Source organism: Pacificimonas aurantium, from assembly GCF_020092905.1.
Lineage (GTDB): Bacteria > Pseudomonadota > Alphaproteobacteria > Sphingomonadales > Sphingomonadaceae > Pacificimonas > Pacificimonas aurantium.
The window spans coordinates 215,760-234,079 of sequence record NZ_JAGSGB010000004.1 but is presented as its reverse complement, the minus strand read 5'-3'; the positions used below and the strand labels follow the sequence as shown (position 1 = coordinate 234,079).

Annotated in this window: 17 protein-coding genes and 1 tRNA gene; 15 read left to right on the top strand and 3 right to left on the bottom strand. The window is 65.9% G+C overall.

Annotation, left to right across the window (positions count from 1 at the left end; all coding sequences use genetic code 11):
• Window positions 1-39: 39 nt before the first annotated feature.
• From KCN53_RS15465 to KCN53_RS15445, 5 genes are all read left to right on the top strand, one after another.
• Window positions 40-1,326 carry an efflux RND transporter periplasmic adaptor subunit gene (locus KCN53_RS15465; RefSeq protein ID WP_172406289.1) on the top strand — a complete coding sequence of 429 codons (1,287 nt, stop codon included), beginning with the start codon at window positions 40-42 and terminating at the stop codon, window positions 1,324-1,326.
• Complete coding sequence (locus KCN53_RS15460) at window positions 1,319-2,095, top strand: ABC transporter ATP-binding protein (RefSeq protein WP_088713229.1); 777 nt, start codon at window positions 1,319-1,321, stop codon at window positions 2,093-2,095. The genes KCN53_RS15465 and KCN53_RS15460 overlap by 8 nt, the downstream gene beginning before the upstream one ends.
• Entirely contained in the window at window positions 2,092-3,315 is a 1,224-nt protein-coding gene (locus KCN53_RS15455; RefSeq protein WP_088713228.1) for an ABC transporter permease, read from the top strand. The genes KCN53_RS15460 and KCN53_RS15455 overlap by 4 nt, the downstream gene beginning before the upstream one ends.
• 273 nt (window positions 3,316-3,588) lie before the next feature.
• A tRNA-Met gene (locus tag KCN53_RS15450) sits at window positions 3,589-3,665 on the top strand.
• 43 nt (window positions 3,666-3,708) lie between these two features.
• Complete coding sequence (locus KCN53_RS15445) at window positions 3,709-4,665, top strand: RHS repeat-associated core domain-containing protein (protein WP_224199786.1); 957 nt, start codon at window positions 3,709-3,711, stop codon at window positions 4,663-4,665.
• 556 nt (window positions 4,666-5,221) lie between these two features.
• Here the strand turns inward: KCN53_RS15445 and KCN53_RS15440 are convergent.
• Genes KCN53_RS15440 through KCN53_RS15430 form a run of 3 tightly spaced genes read right to left on the bottom strand, consistent with a single transcriptional unit; the run spans window position 5,222 to window position 6,981 of the window.
• Window positions 5,222-6,004 carry a hydrolase 1, exosortase A system-associated gene (locus KCN53_RS15440; RefSeq protein ID WP_088713226.1) on the bottom strand — a complete coding sequence of 261 codons (783 nt, stop codon included), beginning with the start codon at window positions 6,002-6,004 and terminating at the stop codon, window positions 5,222-5,224.
• On the bottom strand, window positions 6,001-6,687 hold the full coding sequence (locus KCN53_RS15435; protein WP_088713225.1) for an alpha/beta hydrolase family protein: 687 nt from the start codon (window positions 6,685-6,687) through the stop codon (window positions 6,001-6,003). Before KCN53_RS15435 ends, KCN53_RS15440 begins: the two co-directional genes overlap by 4 nt.
• 9 nt (window positions 6,688-6,696) lie before the next feature.
• Window positions 6,697-6,981 (bottom strand): phosphopantetheine-binding protein, encoded by a 285-nt coding sequence (locus KCN53_RS15430; RefSeq protein ID WP_088713224.1) that lies wholly within the window; start codon window positions 6,979-6,981, stop codon window positions 6,697-6,699.
• Between the two features lie 118 nt (window positions 6,982-7,099).
• Here KCN53_RS15430 and KCN53_RS15425 point away from each other — a divergent pair, with 118 nt between their 5' ends.
• The 10 genes from KCN53_RS15425 (at window position 7,100) to KCN53_RS15380 (ending at window position 18,319) form a co-directional block, all read left to right on the top strand.
• Complete coding sequence (locus KCN53_RS15425) at window positions 7,100-7,726, top strand: hypothetical protein (RefSeq protein WP_143712257.1); 627 nt, start codon at window positions 7,100-7,102, stop codon at window positions 7,724-7,726.
• Window positions 7,723-9,219, top strand: a complete 1,497-nt coding sequence (locus KCN53_RS15420; protein ID WP_088713222.1) for an acyl-CoA ligase (AMP-forming), exosortase A system-associated — start codon at window positions 7,723-7,725, stop codon at window positions 9,217-9,219. The genes KCN53_RS15425 and KCN53_RS15420 overlap by 4 nt, the downstream gene beginning before the upstream one ends.
• Entirely contained in the window at window positions 9,215-10,441 is a 1,227-nt protein-coding gene (locus KCN53_RS15415) for a pyridoxal-dependent decarboxylase, exosortase A system-associated (protein WP_172406314.1), read from the top strand. Before KCN53_RS15420 ends, KCN53_RS15415 begins: the two co-directional genes overlap by 5 nt.
• A gap of 139 nt (window positions 10,442-10,580) precedes the next feature.
• Entirely contained in the window at window positions 10,581-11,246 is a 666-nt protein-coding gene (locus KCN53_RS15410) for an XrtA/PEP-CTERM system exopolysaccharide export protein (RefSeq protein WP_088713221.1), read from the top strand.
• A gap of 38 nt (window positions 11,247-11,284) precedes the next feature.
• Window positions 11,285-12,817, top strand: a complete 1,533-nt coding sequence (locus KCN53_RS15405; protein ID WP_088713220.1) for an XrtA system polysaccharide chain length determinant — start codon at window positions 11,285-11,287, stop codon at window positions 12,815-12,817.
• Between the two features lie 9 nt (window positions 12,818-12,826).
• Window positions 12,827-13,747, top strand: coding sequence for an XrtA-associated tyrosine autokinase (locus tag KCN53_RS15400; protein ID WP_088713219.1), 921 nt, complete (start codon window positions 12,827-12,829; stop codon window positions 13,745-13,747).
• The gene (locus tag KCN53_RS15395) at window positions 13,737-15,377 is read left to right on the top strand and encodes a porin family protein (protein WP_143712256.1); all 1,641 of its coding nucleotides are present in this window, start codon (window positions 13,737-13,739) and stop codon (window positions 15,375-15,377) included. Before KCN53_RS15400 ends, KCN53_RS15395 begins: the two co-directional genes overlap by 11 nt.
• 5 nt (window positions 15,378-15,382) lie before the next feature.
• The gene (locus KCN53_RS15390; RefSeq protein ID WP_088713217.1) at window positions 15,383-16,420 is read left to right on the top strand and encodes an ExeA family protein; all 1,038 of its coding nucleotides are present in this window, start codon (window positions 15,383-15,385) and stop codon (window positions 16,418-16,420) included.
• 20 nt (window positions 16,421-16,440) lie between these two features.
• A complete protein-coding gene (locus KCN53_RS15385) occupies window positions 16,441-17,277 on the top strand; it encodes an XrtA system polysaccharide deacetylase (RefSeq protein ID WP_088713216.1) in 837 nt (278 codons plus the stop codon).
• A gap of 16 nt (window positions 17,278-17,293) precedes the next feature.
• Window positions 17,294-18,319: a FemAB family XrtA/PEP-CTERM system-associated protein gene (locus KCN53_RS15380; RefSeq protein ID WP_088713215.1), complete on the top strand. Its 1,026-nt coding sequence runs from the start codon at window positions 17,294-17,296 to the stop codon at window positions 18,317-18,319.
• Window position 18,320 lies beyond the last annotated feature (1 nt).

Genomic DNA, 18,320 nt, shown 5'->3' with positions numbered 1-18,320 from the left:
GACTGGCGCGGATTGGAAAACTTCGTCAGTCTGCAATTCATGACGGGGCGGATTTTCGGGGCGGTGAGATGGCTGCGGCGGCACTGGATCGTTGCGGTCCTGCTGCTCCTGTTGCTGGCTGCGGGGAGCTGTGTCCTGCTGAGCGGCGACGCGGCCCGCTACGAAACCGACATGGCCAGCCGCGGAGAGGTCGAGAAGACGATCGCCGCGACCGGCGTGCTACACGCGCTGACATCGGTGGAGATCGGCGCGGAAGTGTCCGGACTGGTGCGCGACGTCTATGTCGATTTCAACGACAGCGTCGAGCGGGGGCAGGTCCTGGCCGAGCTGGACCCCGTGCGCGTCGAGGCACTGCTGCGACAGGCCGGCGCGCAGCGAGCAACGGCCAATGCGAGCGTTGCGCAAAGCCGGGCGCAGATACGCCGCGCCGCACAGCAGCTGGAAATCGAGGAACGGACGCTGGACCGCACGGCAGAGCTGGCGGATCGGGGCTTTGCCACCACGCAGCAGCTGGACCAGGCCGAGGCACGGGTGGCGCAGCTTCGCGCCGAGTTGAGCGTCGCGCGCTCCTCGCTCGCCGTCTCTAACGCGGACGTGGAGCGCGCGGAAGCCGCACTCGCCGATGCGCGCAACGATGTCGCCCGGAGCCGCATCGTCGCGCCGATCGACGGGGTCGTCGTGGACCGGCTGATCGAGCCGGGGCAGACCATCGCCTCGACATTCCAGACGCCGGTGCTGTTCCGCCTGGCGGCCAATCTCGAACGCATGAAGATCGAAGCGCGCGTGGACGAAGCCGACATCGGACAGGTGACGGCGGGACAGACGGCCAAGTTCCGCGTCGATGCCTATCCGCGCGAGGAGTTTGCGGGCACCGTTTCCCAGGTTCGCAAGCAGGCCGTGCGCGACGGCGGCGCCGTGGCCTATGCCGTCATCATCGATGTGCAGAACGAGGGCGAGCGGCTGCTGCCGGGCATGACGGCGACAGTCGATATCGTCACCGGGCGCAAAGAGAATGTGCTGCGCCTGCCGCTCGCCGCCCTGCGCTATCAGCCGCGCGACGAGACGGGACCGGGCGTGAGCGTAAAAGTCGTGTCGCGCGAAGAGGCCCGGCGTCTTCAGCAGGGCGGGGGATCGGCGCCTGTACGGCCGACGCTGGAGGAGGCGGAGGAGGGGACGGTCTGGCTGCCGCCATCGTCATCGGGCGTTCCGCCCGAGCCCCTTGTCGTCGAGCTTGGCCTGTGGGGCGATGCCTTCGTCGAAGTCGAGGGGGGCGACATCCAACCCGGCGAGCCTGTGATCGTGCGCCAGCTGAGCCGGGATGACTGACCCCGGCGGCGCGGAGGGGGAGGGCACCAGCGGTAGCGAAGGCCGCGGACCGGAAGATGCCTTCATCCGCCTGCGCGGCGCGGCGCGCACATATGGTGAGGGGCGCGCGCGGGTACAGGCGCTCCTGCCCGTCGACCTCGATATTGCGGCGGGCGACTATGTTTCGATTGCCGGGCCGTCGGGGTCCGGCAAGACGACCATGATGAACCTGATCGGCTGTCTAGACCGGCCGAGCGCGGGTTCGGTCGAGATCGATGGCCGCGACGTCGCCGGCATGAGCGAGGAAGAGCTGGCGCGGCTACGGCGCGAAACCATCGGCTTCGTCTTCCAGCAGTTCAACCTGCTGCCGCGCTCCTCGGCGCGCGACAATGTCGCCATGCCGCTGGTCTATCATGGCGTCGGCCGCAGCGAGCGCGAGCGGCGCGCGGACGACCTGCTACAACGCGTCGGCCTGGGCGACCGGACGACGCATCGCCCCAACGAACTGTCCGGCGGACAGCAGCAACGCGTCGCGATCGCCCGCGCTCTCGTGGGCGCGCCGCGCCTGATCCTTGCCGACGAGCCGACGGGTGCGCTCGACACGAAAACCTCCGGAGAGATCATCGCGCTGCTCGAGAGCCTGAACCGCGAGGAGGGGGTAACGCTGGTGGTGGTGACGCATGAGCCTGCCCTCGCGGCGCGGGCGGCGCGGCGCATCGCCATGCTCGACGGCCGCATCCAGAGCGATGAGCGCGGCGCCGCTGCGCAGGCGGACCGCGCCGAACCATGATGCTGCGCGCGAACATAGAGATCGCCCTCAACGGGCTTGGCGCCAACATGCTGCGCTCCGTCCTCACAACCATCGGCATCGTCATCGGCGTGGCCTCGGTCGTGATGATCGCCGCGCTGGGGCGGGCCGCCGAAGCCGAAATTACCCGCACCATCGACGCGATGGGCGAGAATATGGTCATCATCTGGCCGGTTGCCGACAGCGAGCGGCGGGGCATGGTCTCGACGCGCGGCCGCCTGACCGAACGCGACGGCGCGGCGCTGGAACGCGACCTTTACGGTGTCACTGCCGTCGCGCCGCAACTGCAGATGCCGGTGCAGGCGGGCTTCGAAGGCGACTATGCGCCTACCACCCTGCAGGGCGTGGACGCCGCCTATCTCGAAATCGTCGCGACCCGGATCGCCGAGGGACGCAGCTTCGCCGAGGAGGAACTGCGCGCCGGCCGTACCGTCGCGGTGCTGGGCGCCAGCGTCGCCGACGAGCTGTTCGGCGGCGAGAACCCGCTGGGCAAGCGGATCCGGCTGAACCGCATTCCGGTCGAGGTGATCGGCGTAGCCGAGGAACGCGGCGGCGCGCTGACCGGCGACCAGGACGACTTCATCCTGATGCCCATGGCAACCGTCCGGCAGCGCTTTCGCGAGGTGGAAGCGGGCGATCCCGATGCGGTCGACATGATGCTGGTGCAGTTCGCCCCCGGCATGTCGGTGAGCGAAGGCGCGGAAGAAGTCCGCCGATTGCTGTCGGAGCGGTATCATGTGCGCGAGGGCGACATCCGCCCCTTCACCGTTTTCGACACAGAGGAATTCTCGCGCCAAAGCGCGACCATCATCGGCGCCTTTCAGGCGGTGCTGATCTCGATCGCCTCCATCAGCCTGCTCGTCGGCGGCATCGGCATCACCAACATCATGCTGGTCGTCGTCAGCGAGCGGACGCGCGAAATCGGCATTCGCATGGCGACCGGCGCGGCGCCCTCGGACATTCGCAACCAGTTCCTGGTTGAGGCGGCGGTGCTGTGCGCCATCGGCGGGCTGCTCGGCCTAATCCTCAGCGCCGCGGCGACCTACCTGATTTCCGCGGCCAGCGGCTGGGCGGTCGCGATCCCCCCGCTCGCCGCGATCGGCGCGCTGCTATTCTCCGCGACCATCGGCATCGTGGCCGGCTACGCCCCGGCGCGGCGCGCGGCGCGCATGAACCCGATCGAGGCACTGCGCGCGACCTGATCCGCCGGCGCGGGCGGGTTGGGGGCGTCAGGCGGGTTGGGGGGCGTCGTGCGGTCGGGCGCGACGATCGCAGCGCAGATGCGGGTGGCGGGGTGAGGCACAGGGGCGTGGCACAGGGGCGACGCGCGGGTGAGGCGGGCAAAACCGGGACGAAATGGGAATGGCGGGCAGAGGAGCGACCGAGAGGGCCTCAAGGCTTATTGACCGATCCCGGCGCCCCGCCTATATCGCCGCCCTCGCTGGAGCCCCGGCCCCCCGCGCGATCGCGTGCATGGCGGAGTAGCTCAGTCGGTTAGAGCAGTGGAATCATAATCCATGTGTCGGGGGTTCGAATCCCTCCTCCGCTACCAGCGACCACCTCCCGATGATCTGGCTTGCGGACCGCGCCGTTACGTGCCGCCGCGTCCCCCGAAGAAACGCGCCGGCGTCGACGATCCGCTGGTCTGGTACGAGGGCGGTGGCACCGCGGACCGCCGGTTCCTGCAGGCGGACGAGCGCGGCTCGGTCATTGCCGTGACCGACGGCGAGGGCGATCTCCTCGCGGTCAACCGCTACGATCCCTATGGCCGGCCGGGAGAGGACAATCTCGGCCGCTTTCAGTATACTGGGCAGATGTGGCTGCCGGGTCTCGACCTCTATCATTACAAGGCGCGCATGTACGATCCGGACCTCGGCCGGTTCCTGCAGACCGATCCGATCGGCTACGATGACGGCATGAACCTTTATGCCTATGTCGGGAACGATCCCCTGAACGGGATAGATCCTACGGGGATGTATGAGTGCGAAGGCTCTGAGGAACTTTGCGACCAAGTAGAAGGTGCTGAAAAGTCACTGAGAGACGCCTTGCGTCGGGAATGGTCGTCAACGCGAAGCTTGAGCGCTACCCGCTCCCTAAGGAATGCAGTCAATGCCCTCGGTACGCGAGGCGACGGCAACGGGGTAACCATCACCTTCGGTGATTTACCGGTCGGTGTCGGAAGAACCACAGCCGACGGCGGGAACATCGAACTCGACCCGGAAGCAATTGGTCGCGCAAGCGAGGGTGGGTTCCGCGGCAACCTTACTCAGGCAACCGCCTCAACCCCCGCACACGAGGCTCTCCATTCACACTGGGCCCGAGTACTTGGCGCCGAGAGGCTTGATAGCATTCAATGGCGAGTCCGAGAAGAGCGCAGCGCATATTTTGTCCAGCGCGAGTATGAGCGTGCCATCGGAAATGGAGATTTGCGTAATGCGTCTATAGGCGGACGTACAGGAATTGAAAAAAAGGCACTAGATTCGTGCATAGCGGCCAGCTCAAAATTAGCCTCTCACTGCTCCGACGCGGCCAGATTAACAAGGCCTTGGTGATTCTATGAATACCTTTAGATGTCTTCTATTATTTTTTCTGCTTGGATGCGAGCCGGAGTCGAAAACAAAGTTGCTACCATCCTGTTGGGATGGTGAAGATTTAGAGCCTGGGGCTTATTATGGCGAAGTTTATATCGTAGAACTTATTACGCAACACGTTAATTTTCAGATATATCCCCTCTCGTGCCCAAGTACGTTGGATCTTTCTGATAAAAGCGTTATTGAGCCTCCTTTAGGGAATATTAAGGACAGCACCGTGTTTTTCAAGGCAGATATTAGAGGCAGAGTGGAATATAACGATTACACGGAACGTAATATGTTTATAATAGACCATATTCAGAACATTAGAGAAAAGAAAAATCCACCATGGATGTCTAAAGAGTTATATTGCGATGCCTACGCAAGATTTCTACAAGATCCGTATTGCGGGTAGTATTTACGCGTTAGGGCCATGATAGCATGGCAGACCGGTAACGGCCGACCAGACCGAAACGTGCACCCGGCAGGCCGACTCGCCTGCCTGACGAAGCGCCCCTGTTCGTACTGCTCCCGGGAACTAACCCGCCACGTTACTCCGAACCTCTGCGAGCAGCTCGGCATAGTCTTCGGGCCGCGAGAAGGCGTGGTCTCCCGCGAGCGTCGTCAGTGGATAGGCCCGGGGCGCCGCCGCGCGGAACTCGTCGGCGGCGCGGTCGCGGTCCGAGAGGATGGTGACGCTGCCCGCCGGAGCCCGGGCAAGCCCGTGAAACACTCTGGCGGCCAGCGGCGCATCCTCGCTAAGAGCCCGAGATGCGACCCTCGACGGCCGACGAAACAGGTTGCCCATGGCCGGAAAGGGGTTGAGCCTGCCGGTCGCCAGCCGCTTCCAGCTATCCACCTGTCTGAGGCGGCGGAGATAGTGCGCACGGCTTGCGCCGGTCGACAACTCCTGGCCCTCTTCGACCACCCAGGGATTGAGGAGGATCAGCCGGTCGGCGCCGCTATCGGAGAGGAGCAGGGCGGATGCGCCGTCGCACAGGCCAAGCGCTGCCACCGTGCGAAGCTGCGGTTCCCGGGTGCGGAGGGCGGCAACGGCGGCGCGAATGTCCGCGCCGGCCTGTTCGAAGCCCGCATCCTCGCCCTCGCCGTCACCGAGGCCGCGGCGGTCGAAGCGCAGAACGCTGACGCCTTCTGCCGCCAGGTCGACGGCGAGCCGCACGAAAAGGCGGTGAGGGCCGACGCGGGTCTGCCGCCCGCCGGGCACGATGACGAGGCCGGTTTCGCCGCCGCCCGGGTGCAGCCAGCCGAAGCATCTGCGGGCGCCTGCCTTCGCCCCGACGTCGATCTGAACTGGGGTCATGAGCCGCGGGCCTCGGCGAGCCAGCGGGCAACGCGCTCGGCGGCGCGGGCGGCAGCCTCGCCTGCCTCTACCGGTTCAGCCTGACGCCAGAGCGGAGGCAGGCCAAGCTCGGGAGCCTCGAGGACTTCGCCGCAGGGAGAAACGCTTGCGGACAGGGTTTCGGCTGCCGCCGCGCTGACCGGGTGGCCGCTGAGCCAGAGATCGCCTCCCTCGCGCCAGGTGCGCTGCGCCTCGGCCATGCCGAACGCCGCGCCCGTCCGTTCCTTTTCTGCCACCGCGTGGCTGCGCACGAGATCGCGCAGCAGCCTGTCGCCCGCCCAGACCGGTGCGATGGATATCTGGCCGCGGGCAAGCGGCGCTGCCAGGAGCGCACCGCCGCGCATGGCCAGGATGCCAGGCGTTGCTTCGGCGTCTGCAAGCCGGCGAAGGGCGTCTTTCGCAACGCGCAGGTCGAACGGGCCGATATCGGGGCTGTCGCCGCTGCGCGGCAGGTCGGGGACGGTGGTCGGGATGCCGTGCGCGGCGAGGGCGGCGCCGAGTTGCACGAGGAAGCGGCGGCAGCGGTTCTGCTCCTCATAGAGGGGCTGAACGACGATGAGGGCCGGGATGTCACCGGGCCCCTGGCGCAGGCTGGGTAGACGATGGGGCCCGGCGGATTCGAGGCTGAGCCGGGGCGCGGACATTCGCGCGCCCTAGGCCGCCGCCTTGTCTGCCGCGAAGTCGATCAGCGAGCCGAGGTCGGCGAAGATGTCGCCGTCCACCTCGTCATCGTCGATCAGGATGTCGAGCCGGTCTTCCAGCTCGGTCAGCAGTCCGGCCACAGCCATGCTGTCGAGCTCGGGCAGGGCGCCGAACAGCGGCGTCGACCGGTCCATGGCGGCGACACGTTCAGGCTCGAGTGACAGGACATCGACGAGACACGTCCTCACGACAGGTTCGACATCGGGGGTCTGCGGTGAGGGTGCGGCTGACATCATGTCCGGATGGTTTCGTTCGCAACTGCTGTTCTGCCGCGGGTTGCGCGGCCTTTGACAAGCCGCCGCTTATACTGTGGGGACGCGGCTTATCAATGTCGGGAAGCGGAAGGGGCCGGGCGTGGACGGCGGAGAGCTCGGCTGGAAGGGCCGATTGTCCTATCGCGTGGGACGTGCGGCGGCCCTGATCCCCGGTGTGCACTATCATCGCTATCTGATCCTGTCGCAGGCGGCGGCGCGCCTGCCCGCCATGCCGCGCGGCTACAGCGCGGGGCCGGTGACCCCGGAGCGGCTGGCCGGCCGGATCGATGCCGCGCCGGAGGTGATTTCCTATCGCAAAGCGCAGGGGCTCGTTCCGATCGCCGCCGAACGCGGCGACAGCCTGCTGGGCGTCGTCTGGCTGACCGCCGCGCCGTTCGATGAGGACGAGGTGCGCGTGCGCTGGGTGCCGCCGCCGGGTCATGCATGGGATACCGGGCTGTGGATCGATCCGCGCCACCGCATGACACGCGCCTTTGCCACGCTGTGGGCCGGGGCAGGGCTGTGGCTGGCAGGGCAGGGACTGCGCGGGTCGGCAAGCCGTATCGCCGACTATAACCGGACCTCGCTCGCGCCGCATCTGAGGCTGGGCGCGGAAATCCTCGGCAGCGTTGTGGCGGCAGGCCTGGGCCCCGTCCAGATCGCGACGAAGAGCGCCGACAGGTTCACTCTGTCGCGCCGTGCGACTATCGAGGTCGCCAAGCTATGAGCCAGTTCGTCGACACGCTTCACAGGCCGCATCCGGGCGCGGCCACGGCCCTGATCGCCGGCGACGAGGAACTGAGCTACGGCGAGCTGGAGCGCCGGGTCGCGGCCTTTGCCGGCGGGCTGGCCGCCCGGGGACTGGAAGCTGGCGCGCGGATCGCCGTCTGGGCACCGAAGCGGCTCGATACGGTGGTGTCCGTTCTGGGAACCATGCGGGCCGGTATGATCGCGGTGCCCATAAACCCGGTGCTGAAGGCCCCGCAGGCGGAACATATCCTTGCGGATTCGGGCGCCTCCCTGATCGTCGGCGATCCCGTCCGGCTCGGCACGCTCGGTACCCGGACCCCGCAGTTGCTGCTGGGCGAGGAGTTCGAGACCTTTCTCGGGCAGCCGTTCGAGGTCGCGCAGAGGTCCACCGGCGACCTGGCGCTGATCCTTTACACGTCGGGAAGTACCGGAAAGCCGAAGGGGGTGATGGTCAGTCACGAGAATGTGACGCTGGGAGCCGCGAGCGTCGCCGAATATCTCGGCACGAGCGCGCAGGACAGGACGCTGGTGCCGCTGCCGCTGTCGTTCGACTATGGGTTCAACCAGGTCGCCACGGCCTTTCGCCAGGGCGCCTGCGCCGTCCTTCTCGACTATCTGCTGCCGAAGGACGTCGTGAAGGCGGTGGACCGGTACGCCATCACGCAGCTTCCCGGCGTCCCGCCGCTGTGGATGCAGCTTGCGGATGTCGACTGGCCGGAGGCGGCGCGCCGGGGGCTGAAGACGCTGACCAATACGGGTGGGCATATGCCCGAGCGGCTGACGCGGCGCTTTGCGGAAATCTTCCCGGCGGCGCGCATCTTCCTGATGTACGGGCTGACCGAAGCCTTTCGCTCGGCCTATCTCGATCCCGCGCTGGCGCTGGAGAAGCCGAACTCGATCGGCAAGGCCATCCCCAATGCCGAATTGTTCGTGCTGAGGCCCGATGGCAGCGAGGCGGCCCCCGATGAGCCGGGCGAGCTGGTGCATTGCGGTCCGCTTGTGGCGCAGGGCTATTGGCAGGACGACGAGAAGACCCGCGCGAAGTTCCGGCCGGCGCCGGCCTTCTCGCGCTATGGCGGCAATGCGGTCTGGTCGGGCGACCGCGTCCGTCGCGGCAAGGACGGGCTGCTCTATTTCGAAACGCGCGCGGACGACCAGATCAAGGTGAGCGGCAACCGCGTCAGCCCGACCGAAATCGAGGAGCTGGCCTATGCCACGGGGTTGGTGCGCGAAGCCGCGGCCTTCGGCGTTCGCGACGACCGGCAGGGTCAGGTGATCCACCTGTTCGCCGTCGCGGCAGGCACGGACGGATCGGCGGGCGGGGACGAGCGCGAGCTGCGGCGTGCGATGCAGGCACGGGCGCCGGGTTATATGGTGCCACAAACAATTGCCTGGCGCACCGAGCTGCCGCGATCACCCAACGGGAAAATCGACCGGGTCGCACTGAAGGGGGAATTGCCGAGTGATTGACGATCCGCGCCTTGCGGGCCTGTTCGAGGCGGACGCTGCCGGCAGCCTTCTGATCGGCGGACGGCCGGCGGCCGACCTGGTCGAAGAGGCGGGCGGCACGCCGCTCTTCGCCTACGACCGGTCGGTCGTGGAGACGAAGATCGCGCGGCTGCGCGCCGCGCTGCCGGCAGAGGTTCAGCTGCACTATGCGATCAAGGCCAACCCCTTCGCGCCGCTCCTTTCGCACATTGCGGCGCGTGTCGATGGGCTCGATGTCGCCTCCGGCGGCGAACTTGCCATGGCGCTGGAGACCGGTACGGACCCGGGCGACATCAGCTTCGCGGGCCCCGGAAAAGGCGACGACGAACTGGACGCGGCCATCGCCGCGGGCGTCACGCTGAACCTTGAGAGCGAGGGCGAGATGGAGCGCGCGCTCGGCATCGCCGCCGAACGCGGCAGACAGGTGCGCGCCGCGGTGCGGATCAATCCCCCCTTCGACCTGAAAGGGTCGGGAATGAAGATGGGCGGGGGCGCCAAGCCCTTCGGTGTCGATGCCGAACGCGTGCCGGCCATGGCCCGGCGTCTGGTGGCGGCCGGGGCGGATTTTCGCGGATATCACGTCTTCGCAGGCTCCCAGAACTTGCGCGCGGAGGCGATCACCGAAGCGCAGGCCGCCGGCATATCGCTGATCGCCGAGCTGGTACGCGAGACCGGCGTCGATGCGCCAGAAGCGAATATCGGCGGCGGCTTCGGCCTGCCATATTTCCCCGGCGAGACCCCGCTAGATCTGGACCGTGTGGGGGCGGACCTGGGAAGACTGCTGGAAGGGCGCGGCAAGGAGCTGGCCGGGACCAGATTTACCGTCGAGCTGGGCCGCTACATCGCCGGCGAATGCGGGGTCTACCTGACCCGGGTGATCGACCGGAAAAGCTCCGACGGACAGGTCTTCCTCATTACCGACGGCGGGCTGCACCACCAGCTTGCCGCCAGCGGGAATTTCGGCACCGTGATCCGCCGCAACTATCCGCTCGCCAAGGCGTCTGCCTTTGCGGCCCCGGCGGAAGAGACGGTGAACGTCGTCGGCCGGCTTTGTACCCCGCTCGACAAACTGGGTGAGAAGGTGGAGCTGCCCCGCGCCGAACCCGGCGACCTGATCGCGGTCTTCATGGCGGGCGCCTATGGACGCACGGCAAGTCCCGAAGCCTTTCTCGGCCATCCGCCGGCCCGCGAAATCTTCGTGTAATTCCGGTTAAGTTAAGTGAAACTTTACGCTATGCCGGGCAACGGCTTGATGCGTTAATGAGACTTTTTCGGGGGAAAGTCGTTGGCGTGTCACAACGGGGTCGTTTCGGATGCGTTTGATTGAGGGGAGTTCAGGGTCGATGCGAGAGGCATGGGCGGCCGCCGCGAAGGCAGGCCGTAGGAACGGGCTCCTTGTCGCTGCACTAGCTGTCGCCGTTTCGGCTTGCTCCAGCACGTCGGGACTACCCGAATTGCCGCCCGCGCGGCAGGCCTTCGCCGACGAGGTGGCGCTGGAAGAGGAATACCGGATCGGCCCGCTGGACGGGTTGCAGGTTTTCGTGTGGCGTAACCCGGAGTTGTCGACCAACGTGGTCGTGAGGCCCGACGGCCGCATCACCATTCCGCTGATCGACGACCTGGAAGTGACCGGGAAAACCCCGGCGCAGCTGGCCGACATCATCGAGGAAGAGCTGGCAGTCTATATTGCCGACCCCATCGTCCAGGTCATCGTATCGGGCTTCAACGGCCCGCTGTCGCGCCAGGTACGGATCGTCGGCGAAGCGACCCAGCCCGCCGCCATTCCCTATCGCAACAAGATGACGCTGCTCGATGTGATGGTGGCGGTCGGGGGCCTTTCGCCGATCGCTGCGGGTGACAGCGCCCGTCTGGTGCGTACCGACCCGGACACGGGGGCGCAGCAGGAATATGCGCTGCGCATCGAAAGCCTGCTTCAGGATGGTGACATTTCGGCGAATGTCGCGATCGAGCCGGGCGATGTCATCATCATCCCGGAAAGTTTCCTCTAAGCCCGCTGCTTTCGAAGGGCCGCTGCTAAAGACCTGTCATGACGACCATACAAGAACAGATCATGACGACCCTGTACGGGGTCTGGCGAAAGCGCTGGTGGGCTGTGCTCGTCGCGTGGCTCGTCTGCCTGATGGGCTGGGCATTCGTCGCGACCATTCCGAACAGCTTTCGCTCGAGCGCGCGCATTTTGGTCGAGACAGGGTCGCTGCTGCAGAGCGAGATGGGCCTGCGCGATTCGGGCCGCGAGCTGGAAGTTGTGCGCCAGACGCTGACCAGCCGCCTCAACCTGGAAAAGGTCCTGCGCCGGACCGAGCTGGACGCCGAACTGGAAAACGACGCTCAGATCGACGCGGCGATCTCGACGATTTCGGACGGTATCTCGGTCTCTAGCCAGTCGGGCAACCTGTTCACCATTTCCTATGAATCGTCGAACCCTGAGCTCACCGATCAGGAAAATGCCGACCTGGCGCGCGACATCGTCGACAATCTGCTGCAGATATTCATGGAGGAGAACGTCACCTCCAACCGCGACGACATCAATGAGGCGGTGCGCTTCTTCGAGGATCAGCTGGCGCAGCGCGAACGCGAACTGGAGGCAGCCGAGCAGCGCCGCGCCGAGTTCGAGGAACGCTATCTCGGACGGCTCGCCGGCGAGGGGAACATCAACGACAATGTTCGCGCCGCGCGCAACCAGCTGAACGACGTGCAGCTGCAGCTGGAGCAGGCGACCCGGAGCCTCTATGCGCTGCAAAGCCAGCTTGGCAGCGTCCCGCAAGCGCTCGACCAGGGATCGATGGACCCGATCCAGTCGCCCGCGCGGCAGCGCGTGAACCAGATGGAGCAAACGCTGAGCGACCTCTACGCCGCCGGAAAGCTCGACAGCCATCCCGACGTCATCCTGGCAAAGCGGCAGCTGGAACGGCTGCGGGAGCAGGCCGAGGCCGAGGAAGCGGAAATGCGGGCCGACGGCGTCGGCGTGCGCGCGCCCACGTCGAATCCCGTATATGTGAACCTGCGCTCGCGCGTGTTCGACGCGCAAAGCCAGGTGGCGGCGCTGCGGGCACGGCGCGACCGGCTGCAGCAGGACATCGCCGATATGGAACGCCGGCAGCAGGAACAGCCGGGTATTGCCGCGGAGCAGGCGAAGCTGAACCGCGACTACGGCGTCCTGAGAAGCCAGTATGACGCGCTGCTGCGCAGCCGTGAGGAGATCCGCCTGCAAAGCGATGTGCAGACGCAGACACAGCAGGTCCGGTTCAGCGTGGTCGATCCCCCGTCGCAGCCGCGCGAGCCCTCGGCGCCGAACCGGCCGCTCTACCTGTCGGTCGTGCTGATCGCAGCCTTCGGTGCGGGCCTTGGCATCAGCTTCCTGATGAGCCAGCTGCGCGGCGGCTTCATCACGGCCGGGCAGCTGGAGGCCCGTTACGACACCCCGGTGCTGGGCGCGGTCAGCGAGATCGTGACCGACGAGGATCGGCAGATGAACCGGATCAGGCTTGCCATCCTTCTCGTCATGACCTTCGGTCTGGTGGCGATCTGGGGTGCCCTTGTTCTGTACGAGATGGTCTAGGAAGAGGACATGTCCGACGAAAAGAAAGAACGGCGGCGGTCCCTGCTCGAGCGTGCTGCGGCCCAGATGCAGGGCGAGCCCGCGAAGACGCAGCCGAAGCCGGGATCGCGGGTCGCCTCGGACGAACCCGCCTTCGTGACGTCCGGACCGGCTCTTGCGGCTTCGGGCGATGCCGAGGACGCGGGCGGCCGCAAGCGCAGCCGGACCGGTACCATCGACCTCGCGGCGCTGCGCGACCTCGGCTATGTCGTGCCGGACAGCCCGGCGACGGCCACCGCGGAGGAATTCCGCATCGTCAAGCGGCAGCTGCTGCTGAACGCGATGGCGAGCGGCGAGAACCGCATCGAAAACGGCAACCTGATCCTCGTCTGTTCCAGCCAGCCGAACGAGGGCAAGACCTTCTGTGCGACGAACCTGGCGCTGTCGATTGCGTCCGAACGCGACCTGACCGTCCTGCTCGTCGACGCGGACTTCGCGAAGCCGGAAATCCTGTCCACGCTGGGGCTGGAAGGCGGCAAGGGGCTGATCGATGTCGTCGCCGACCCCGAACTCGACCTCAGCGACTGCCTGATCCGGACGAACATCGAGAATTTCTCCGTCCTGCCCGCCGGGCGGCAGCATAACCTCACCACGGAATTGCTTGCCTCAGAACGCATGGGGCGGATCGTCGACGAAATTGCCGATCGCTATCCCGACCGCATCATCATCTTCGACTCGCCGCCCTGTCTGGCCTCCTCCGCCGCGTCGGTCCTGGCCCTCCATGTCGGCCAGGTTCTGTTCGTGGTTGAGGCGGAAAACACCCGCGAGGCGATCGTACGCGACGGGCTGCAGATGATGTCGGTATGCGACAACGTCACCATGCTCCTCAACAAGGCGCGCTATGCCGGGATCGGGCGCCGGTTCGGCACCTATTACGGCTATGGTACCTAAAGCCCGGCTGTTCAGAGCCGGCTTGTGGGGCGTCGCCCTTACCCTGCAGACGGGCGCGGGCGCCCGCATCGAAAATTCACTCAGCGCACAGCTTCGCGGGGTGGTCAGCACCGACCAGTTCTCCGACGATCTGAGATCCTGGGCCGATATGGGAGTGAGCGGGCAGCTGACCGCCAACTATAACCGGCTGGATGCGAGCATCGCGGGCTCCGCCGGCTATCGCCAGGCGATCCTCGGCGAACTGGCGCAAAGCGAATATGTTCTGGGGCAGGCGAACGCATCGGCGCAGTTCGTGCCGGGGGAAGTCATTCTAGACCTGGCAGCGACGGCGCAGCAGGGGCGGGAAACCACCGGCAGCCTGGCGGGCGGGGTGCAGAATCTCGACGCCGAGAACACGCTTCAGATCTATTCCTTCTATGCCCAGCCGCGCTTATCGAAGAATTTCGGCCGCTCGCTCAGCATGTATGCGAGCTACAACGCCGGCTATACCTTCACGACCGGCCGCGGGGGGCAGGCCGGATTGGCCGGCACCAACGCCACCGGGCTGCGCGAAAGCTTCACACACGGGACCCAGACGTCGATCGGGTGGCAGCCCGGCAGCAGCCGCCTGACGCTGGGGCTGCAGTCGAGCTGGCGAGAAACGAGGCAGGAACGGTTCGACCAGCGCTTCGAGACCGCACGGGTCGGGGCACTGGCGAACCTCTATGTCGACCGGTCGCTGCGCGGCGGGGTGAATGTCGGCTACGAGACCGTGGAGAATACGCAGGCGGCAATCATCCTCGATCCGCTCACGGGCTTTCCGGTGCTGGACGACGACGGCGACGTGGTGACCGATCCCGGCGTTCGGGTCACGGGCTTCGAACGGCGCGGGGCTTTCGGACTGGCGAACGTATCCTACACGCCCTCGCCCCGCTTCGCGGCCAATATGACCGCCGGCTATCAGGACGGCGGAGCCTATCTGTCGGGACGGCTGGGGTACCGCGCGGGCAACTACACCTCGCTGTCCGCCACGGTCGACCGCTCGCTGCGCACGGCGGGCGAGCGGGGGCAGCGAAACCGCGGCTTCGTCCTGGGCGACACGACGACGGTCGATCTGGACGGCGACGGGGAAGCGGAGGATCTGGACGAGATCGGTTTCGAATGTCCCGGCGGGTTTTCCGAGCAGGGTGAGCAGTGCGTGTTCGCCGAAGCGCTGCCGATCCTGAGCGGTAGCTTTCGCCAGACGCGCGGGTCGCTGTCTGCGCGCTGGCAGCGCAACCGGTCGAGCCTGTCGGCTTCGGCCTTCTACGAACAGCGCGACTATCTCGACCCGGAGGAGATCGAGGGCGCGGACCCTGTTCAAGTCCCTGCGCTCAATCGCGGAGCGACCTACAGCTTCGGTGGCAATCTGGCGGTATCGCAGCGGATGCTCGACGATCAGAGCATTTCGGCGGCGATGCGCGTCGCGGTGACGGAAGATTTCGACGGGGAACAGATCGTACGCTATACTTCGAACCTGAACTACCGGCGCGGCATCTCGGAGGATCTCTACCTGCTGGCGAGCCTGTCGGCGTCGACGGGCGGCCGCAGCTCCACGTCCGGCAAGAACTCGCTGGCTGCGCTCGGTGTCGGCGTCGGCTACAGGTTCTGAAGCCCATGTACGACAGCTATTTCAACCTCTCTGCCAAGCCGTTCCAGCTGACGCCCGATCCGGGGCTGTTCGTGGAAACCGAAACGCATGCCCGCGCCATGGCCTATCTGACCTACGGCCTGTCGCAGGGCGAGGGCTTCATCGTCGTGACGGGCGACGTCGGGACGGGGAAGACGACGCTGGTCGCCAGGCTGATCGCCGAAAAGCTCGCAGCCGATACGGTCGTGGGCTCGCTGGTGTCGTCTCAGGTCGACAGCACATCTCTCCTGAAGCTCGTCATGGCCTCTCTGGGGATCGAGGAACGCGGCCAGGAAAAAGCCGATCATCTGCGCGCGATCGAGACCTTCCTGCGCGCGAAGCGGGAGCGCGCAAAGCGCGTCGTCGTCATCGTCGACGAAGCGCAGAATCTGACGTTCGAGGCGCTGGAAGAACTGCGCATGCTGTCGAACTTTCAGGACGGCAGCCAGCCGCTGGTCCAGATCGTCCTGCTCGGCCAGCCCGAATTTCGCACGATGATCGCCTCTTCGCCGGAACTGGAGCAGCTCCGCCAGCGGGTGATCGCATCGCACCATATTTCGCCGATGCCGGCTGACGATGTCGCGACCTATGTTCGCGAACGACTGACCCGCGTCGGCTGGACCGGGCGGCCAGCCTTTTCCGCGAGCGCGATCGAAGCGCTGAACGACGCTGCTGGCGGGGTGCCGCGCATGGTGAACATGCTGGCGGGACGGGCCCTGCTGTTCGCGGCTCTCGACGAGCGCGACGACATTGACGAGGACTTGATCGGGGACGTCGTTGAAGACCTTCGGGGCGACAACGCGCTGCCTTCCACATCGGCGAGCACCGAGCCCGGAAGCGGAATGATGCCTGCGAACCTAGAACCGCGCCTCCAGTCGCTGGAAACGCGGATGGATCGGCACGAACGGGCCATCAAGCAATTGATAACGCTGGTCAGCGATATGCTGGCCGAAGAAGACGGCGCTGCCGCCGAACCAGCCCATTCCGCAAGCCACGCAACCGACGATCCGGAGACGAGCCAGTGACAGCACGCACCGTCAACGCCATGTCGGTCGACGTCGAGGACTATTTCCAGGTCGGCGCCTTTGAAACGGTCATCAGCCGCGCCTCCTGGGATTCCTTCCCCGCGCGGGTCGAACGAAACACCCGCTTCTGCATGGACCTGTTCGAAGAGGAAGGGGTGAAGGCCACTTTCTTCACTCTGGGGTGGGTCGCGGAACGCTTTCCGGGCCTGGTTCGCGAGATTGTGGAGCGTGGGCATGAACTGGCCAGCCACGGCTATGGCCATGACCGCGTCCACGGCTTTTCCGAACAGGAGTTTCGCGAGGATCTGCGGCGCTCGCGCGGCCTGCTGGAAGACGCAGGGGGTATGAAAGTGCGCGGTTACCGCGCCCCAAGTTTTTCGATCGGGGTCGACAATGCCTGGGCCCAGAAGGTGCTTGCCGAGGAGGGGTATGACTATTCCTCCTCGGTCGCGCCGATCCGCTCGGACCATTATGGCTGGCCGGAGGCGCCGCGCTTTCCCTATCTGCCCGTCGAGGGTTCGCCGATGCTCGAAATACCGGTGAGCACGGTCGAATATGGCAAGATGAGGTTCGCCTGTGGCGGCGGCGGCTTCTTCCGCCTGCTGCCCTACCGCTTTTCCGCCTGGGCTATCCAGCGCATCAACACCGCCGACGGCCAGGCTGCGATGTTCTACTTCCATCCCTGGGAGATCGACCCCACGCAGCCGCGCATCGAAGGGGCGCCGCTGAAATCGCGCGTGCGGCACTATACCAAGCTGAACGTTATGGCGGACAAGCTGCGGCGCGCGCTGCGGAGATTCTCCTGGGACCGGGTGGACCGCGTCTTTCTGGATGACCAAAAGCGCGCGGCAGCCTGAAAGGGGAAGGTACGAGATGATCGAAGTGGTCACCGATCCGGCACCCTATGATGCCTATATCGAACGCAGCGCTGCGGCGACGCCCTTTCACCGCCGCGCGTGGGGCGACGCCATTTCGGCGGCGACGGGGCACCGGCAGCATCACCTGACAGCGCTTAAAGCGGGGATCCCGGTAGGAGCCCTGCCGCTGACGGAAGTGAGGTCGCGGCTGTTCGGCAAGTCGCTTGTCTCGAACGGGTTCGCCGTGGGCGGGGGCCCGCTTGCCGACGACGCCGACGCCCTCGAGGCCCTCGACGGGGCCGCCCGCGACCTGGCGCGGGATCAGGACATCGCGGTTGTCGAGTATCGCGCGGCAGACGACCGCCATACCGGGCTGGCGCGGAAAGAAGACGTCTATGCCGACTTCGTGAAGGATATCGCATCCGAGTCCGACGAGAATCTGAAGGCGATCCCGCGCAAGCAGCGCGCGGAAGTGCGCAAATCGCTGAAGTCCGGTCTTCGCGTCGAGACAGGCAGCGACGAACGCGCCCGGGCCGCCCATTGGTCGATGTACAGCGAAAGCGTGCGCAATCTCGGTACGCCGGTCTTTCCTAAGAAGCTGTTTGCCGAAATTCTCGACCGGTTCGGAGATGACGCCGACATCCTGACCGTCTTCCACAAGGGAGCGCCCGTCGCATCTGTCCTTTCCGTTTACCATGAGGGAACAGTATACCCCTATTGGGGTGGGGGAGTTTTCGCCGCACGGCAGCTGCGCGCGAACGAACACATGTATTGGATGCTGATGGAACATGCGCGTGAACGCGGCTGCCGCCGCTTCGACTTCGGGCGGTCGAAGATTGGCACCGGGCCCTATTCCTACAAGAAGAACTGGGGGTTCGAACCGCAGCCGATGGTCTATGAGTATATGCTGCTCGAGGGCGGCGAAGTGCCCGACCTCAATCCGAACAATCCGAAATTCGCGCTGATGACGAAGACATGGGCGAAGCTGCCGCTGTGGCTGAGCAACCGGCTCGGTCCCCTGATTGCCAAAGATCTGGCCTAGA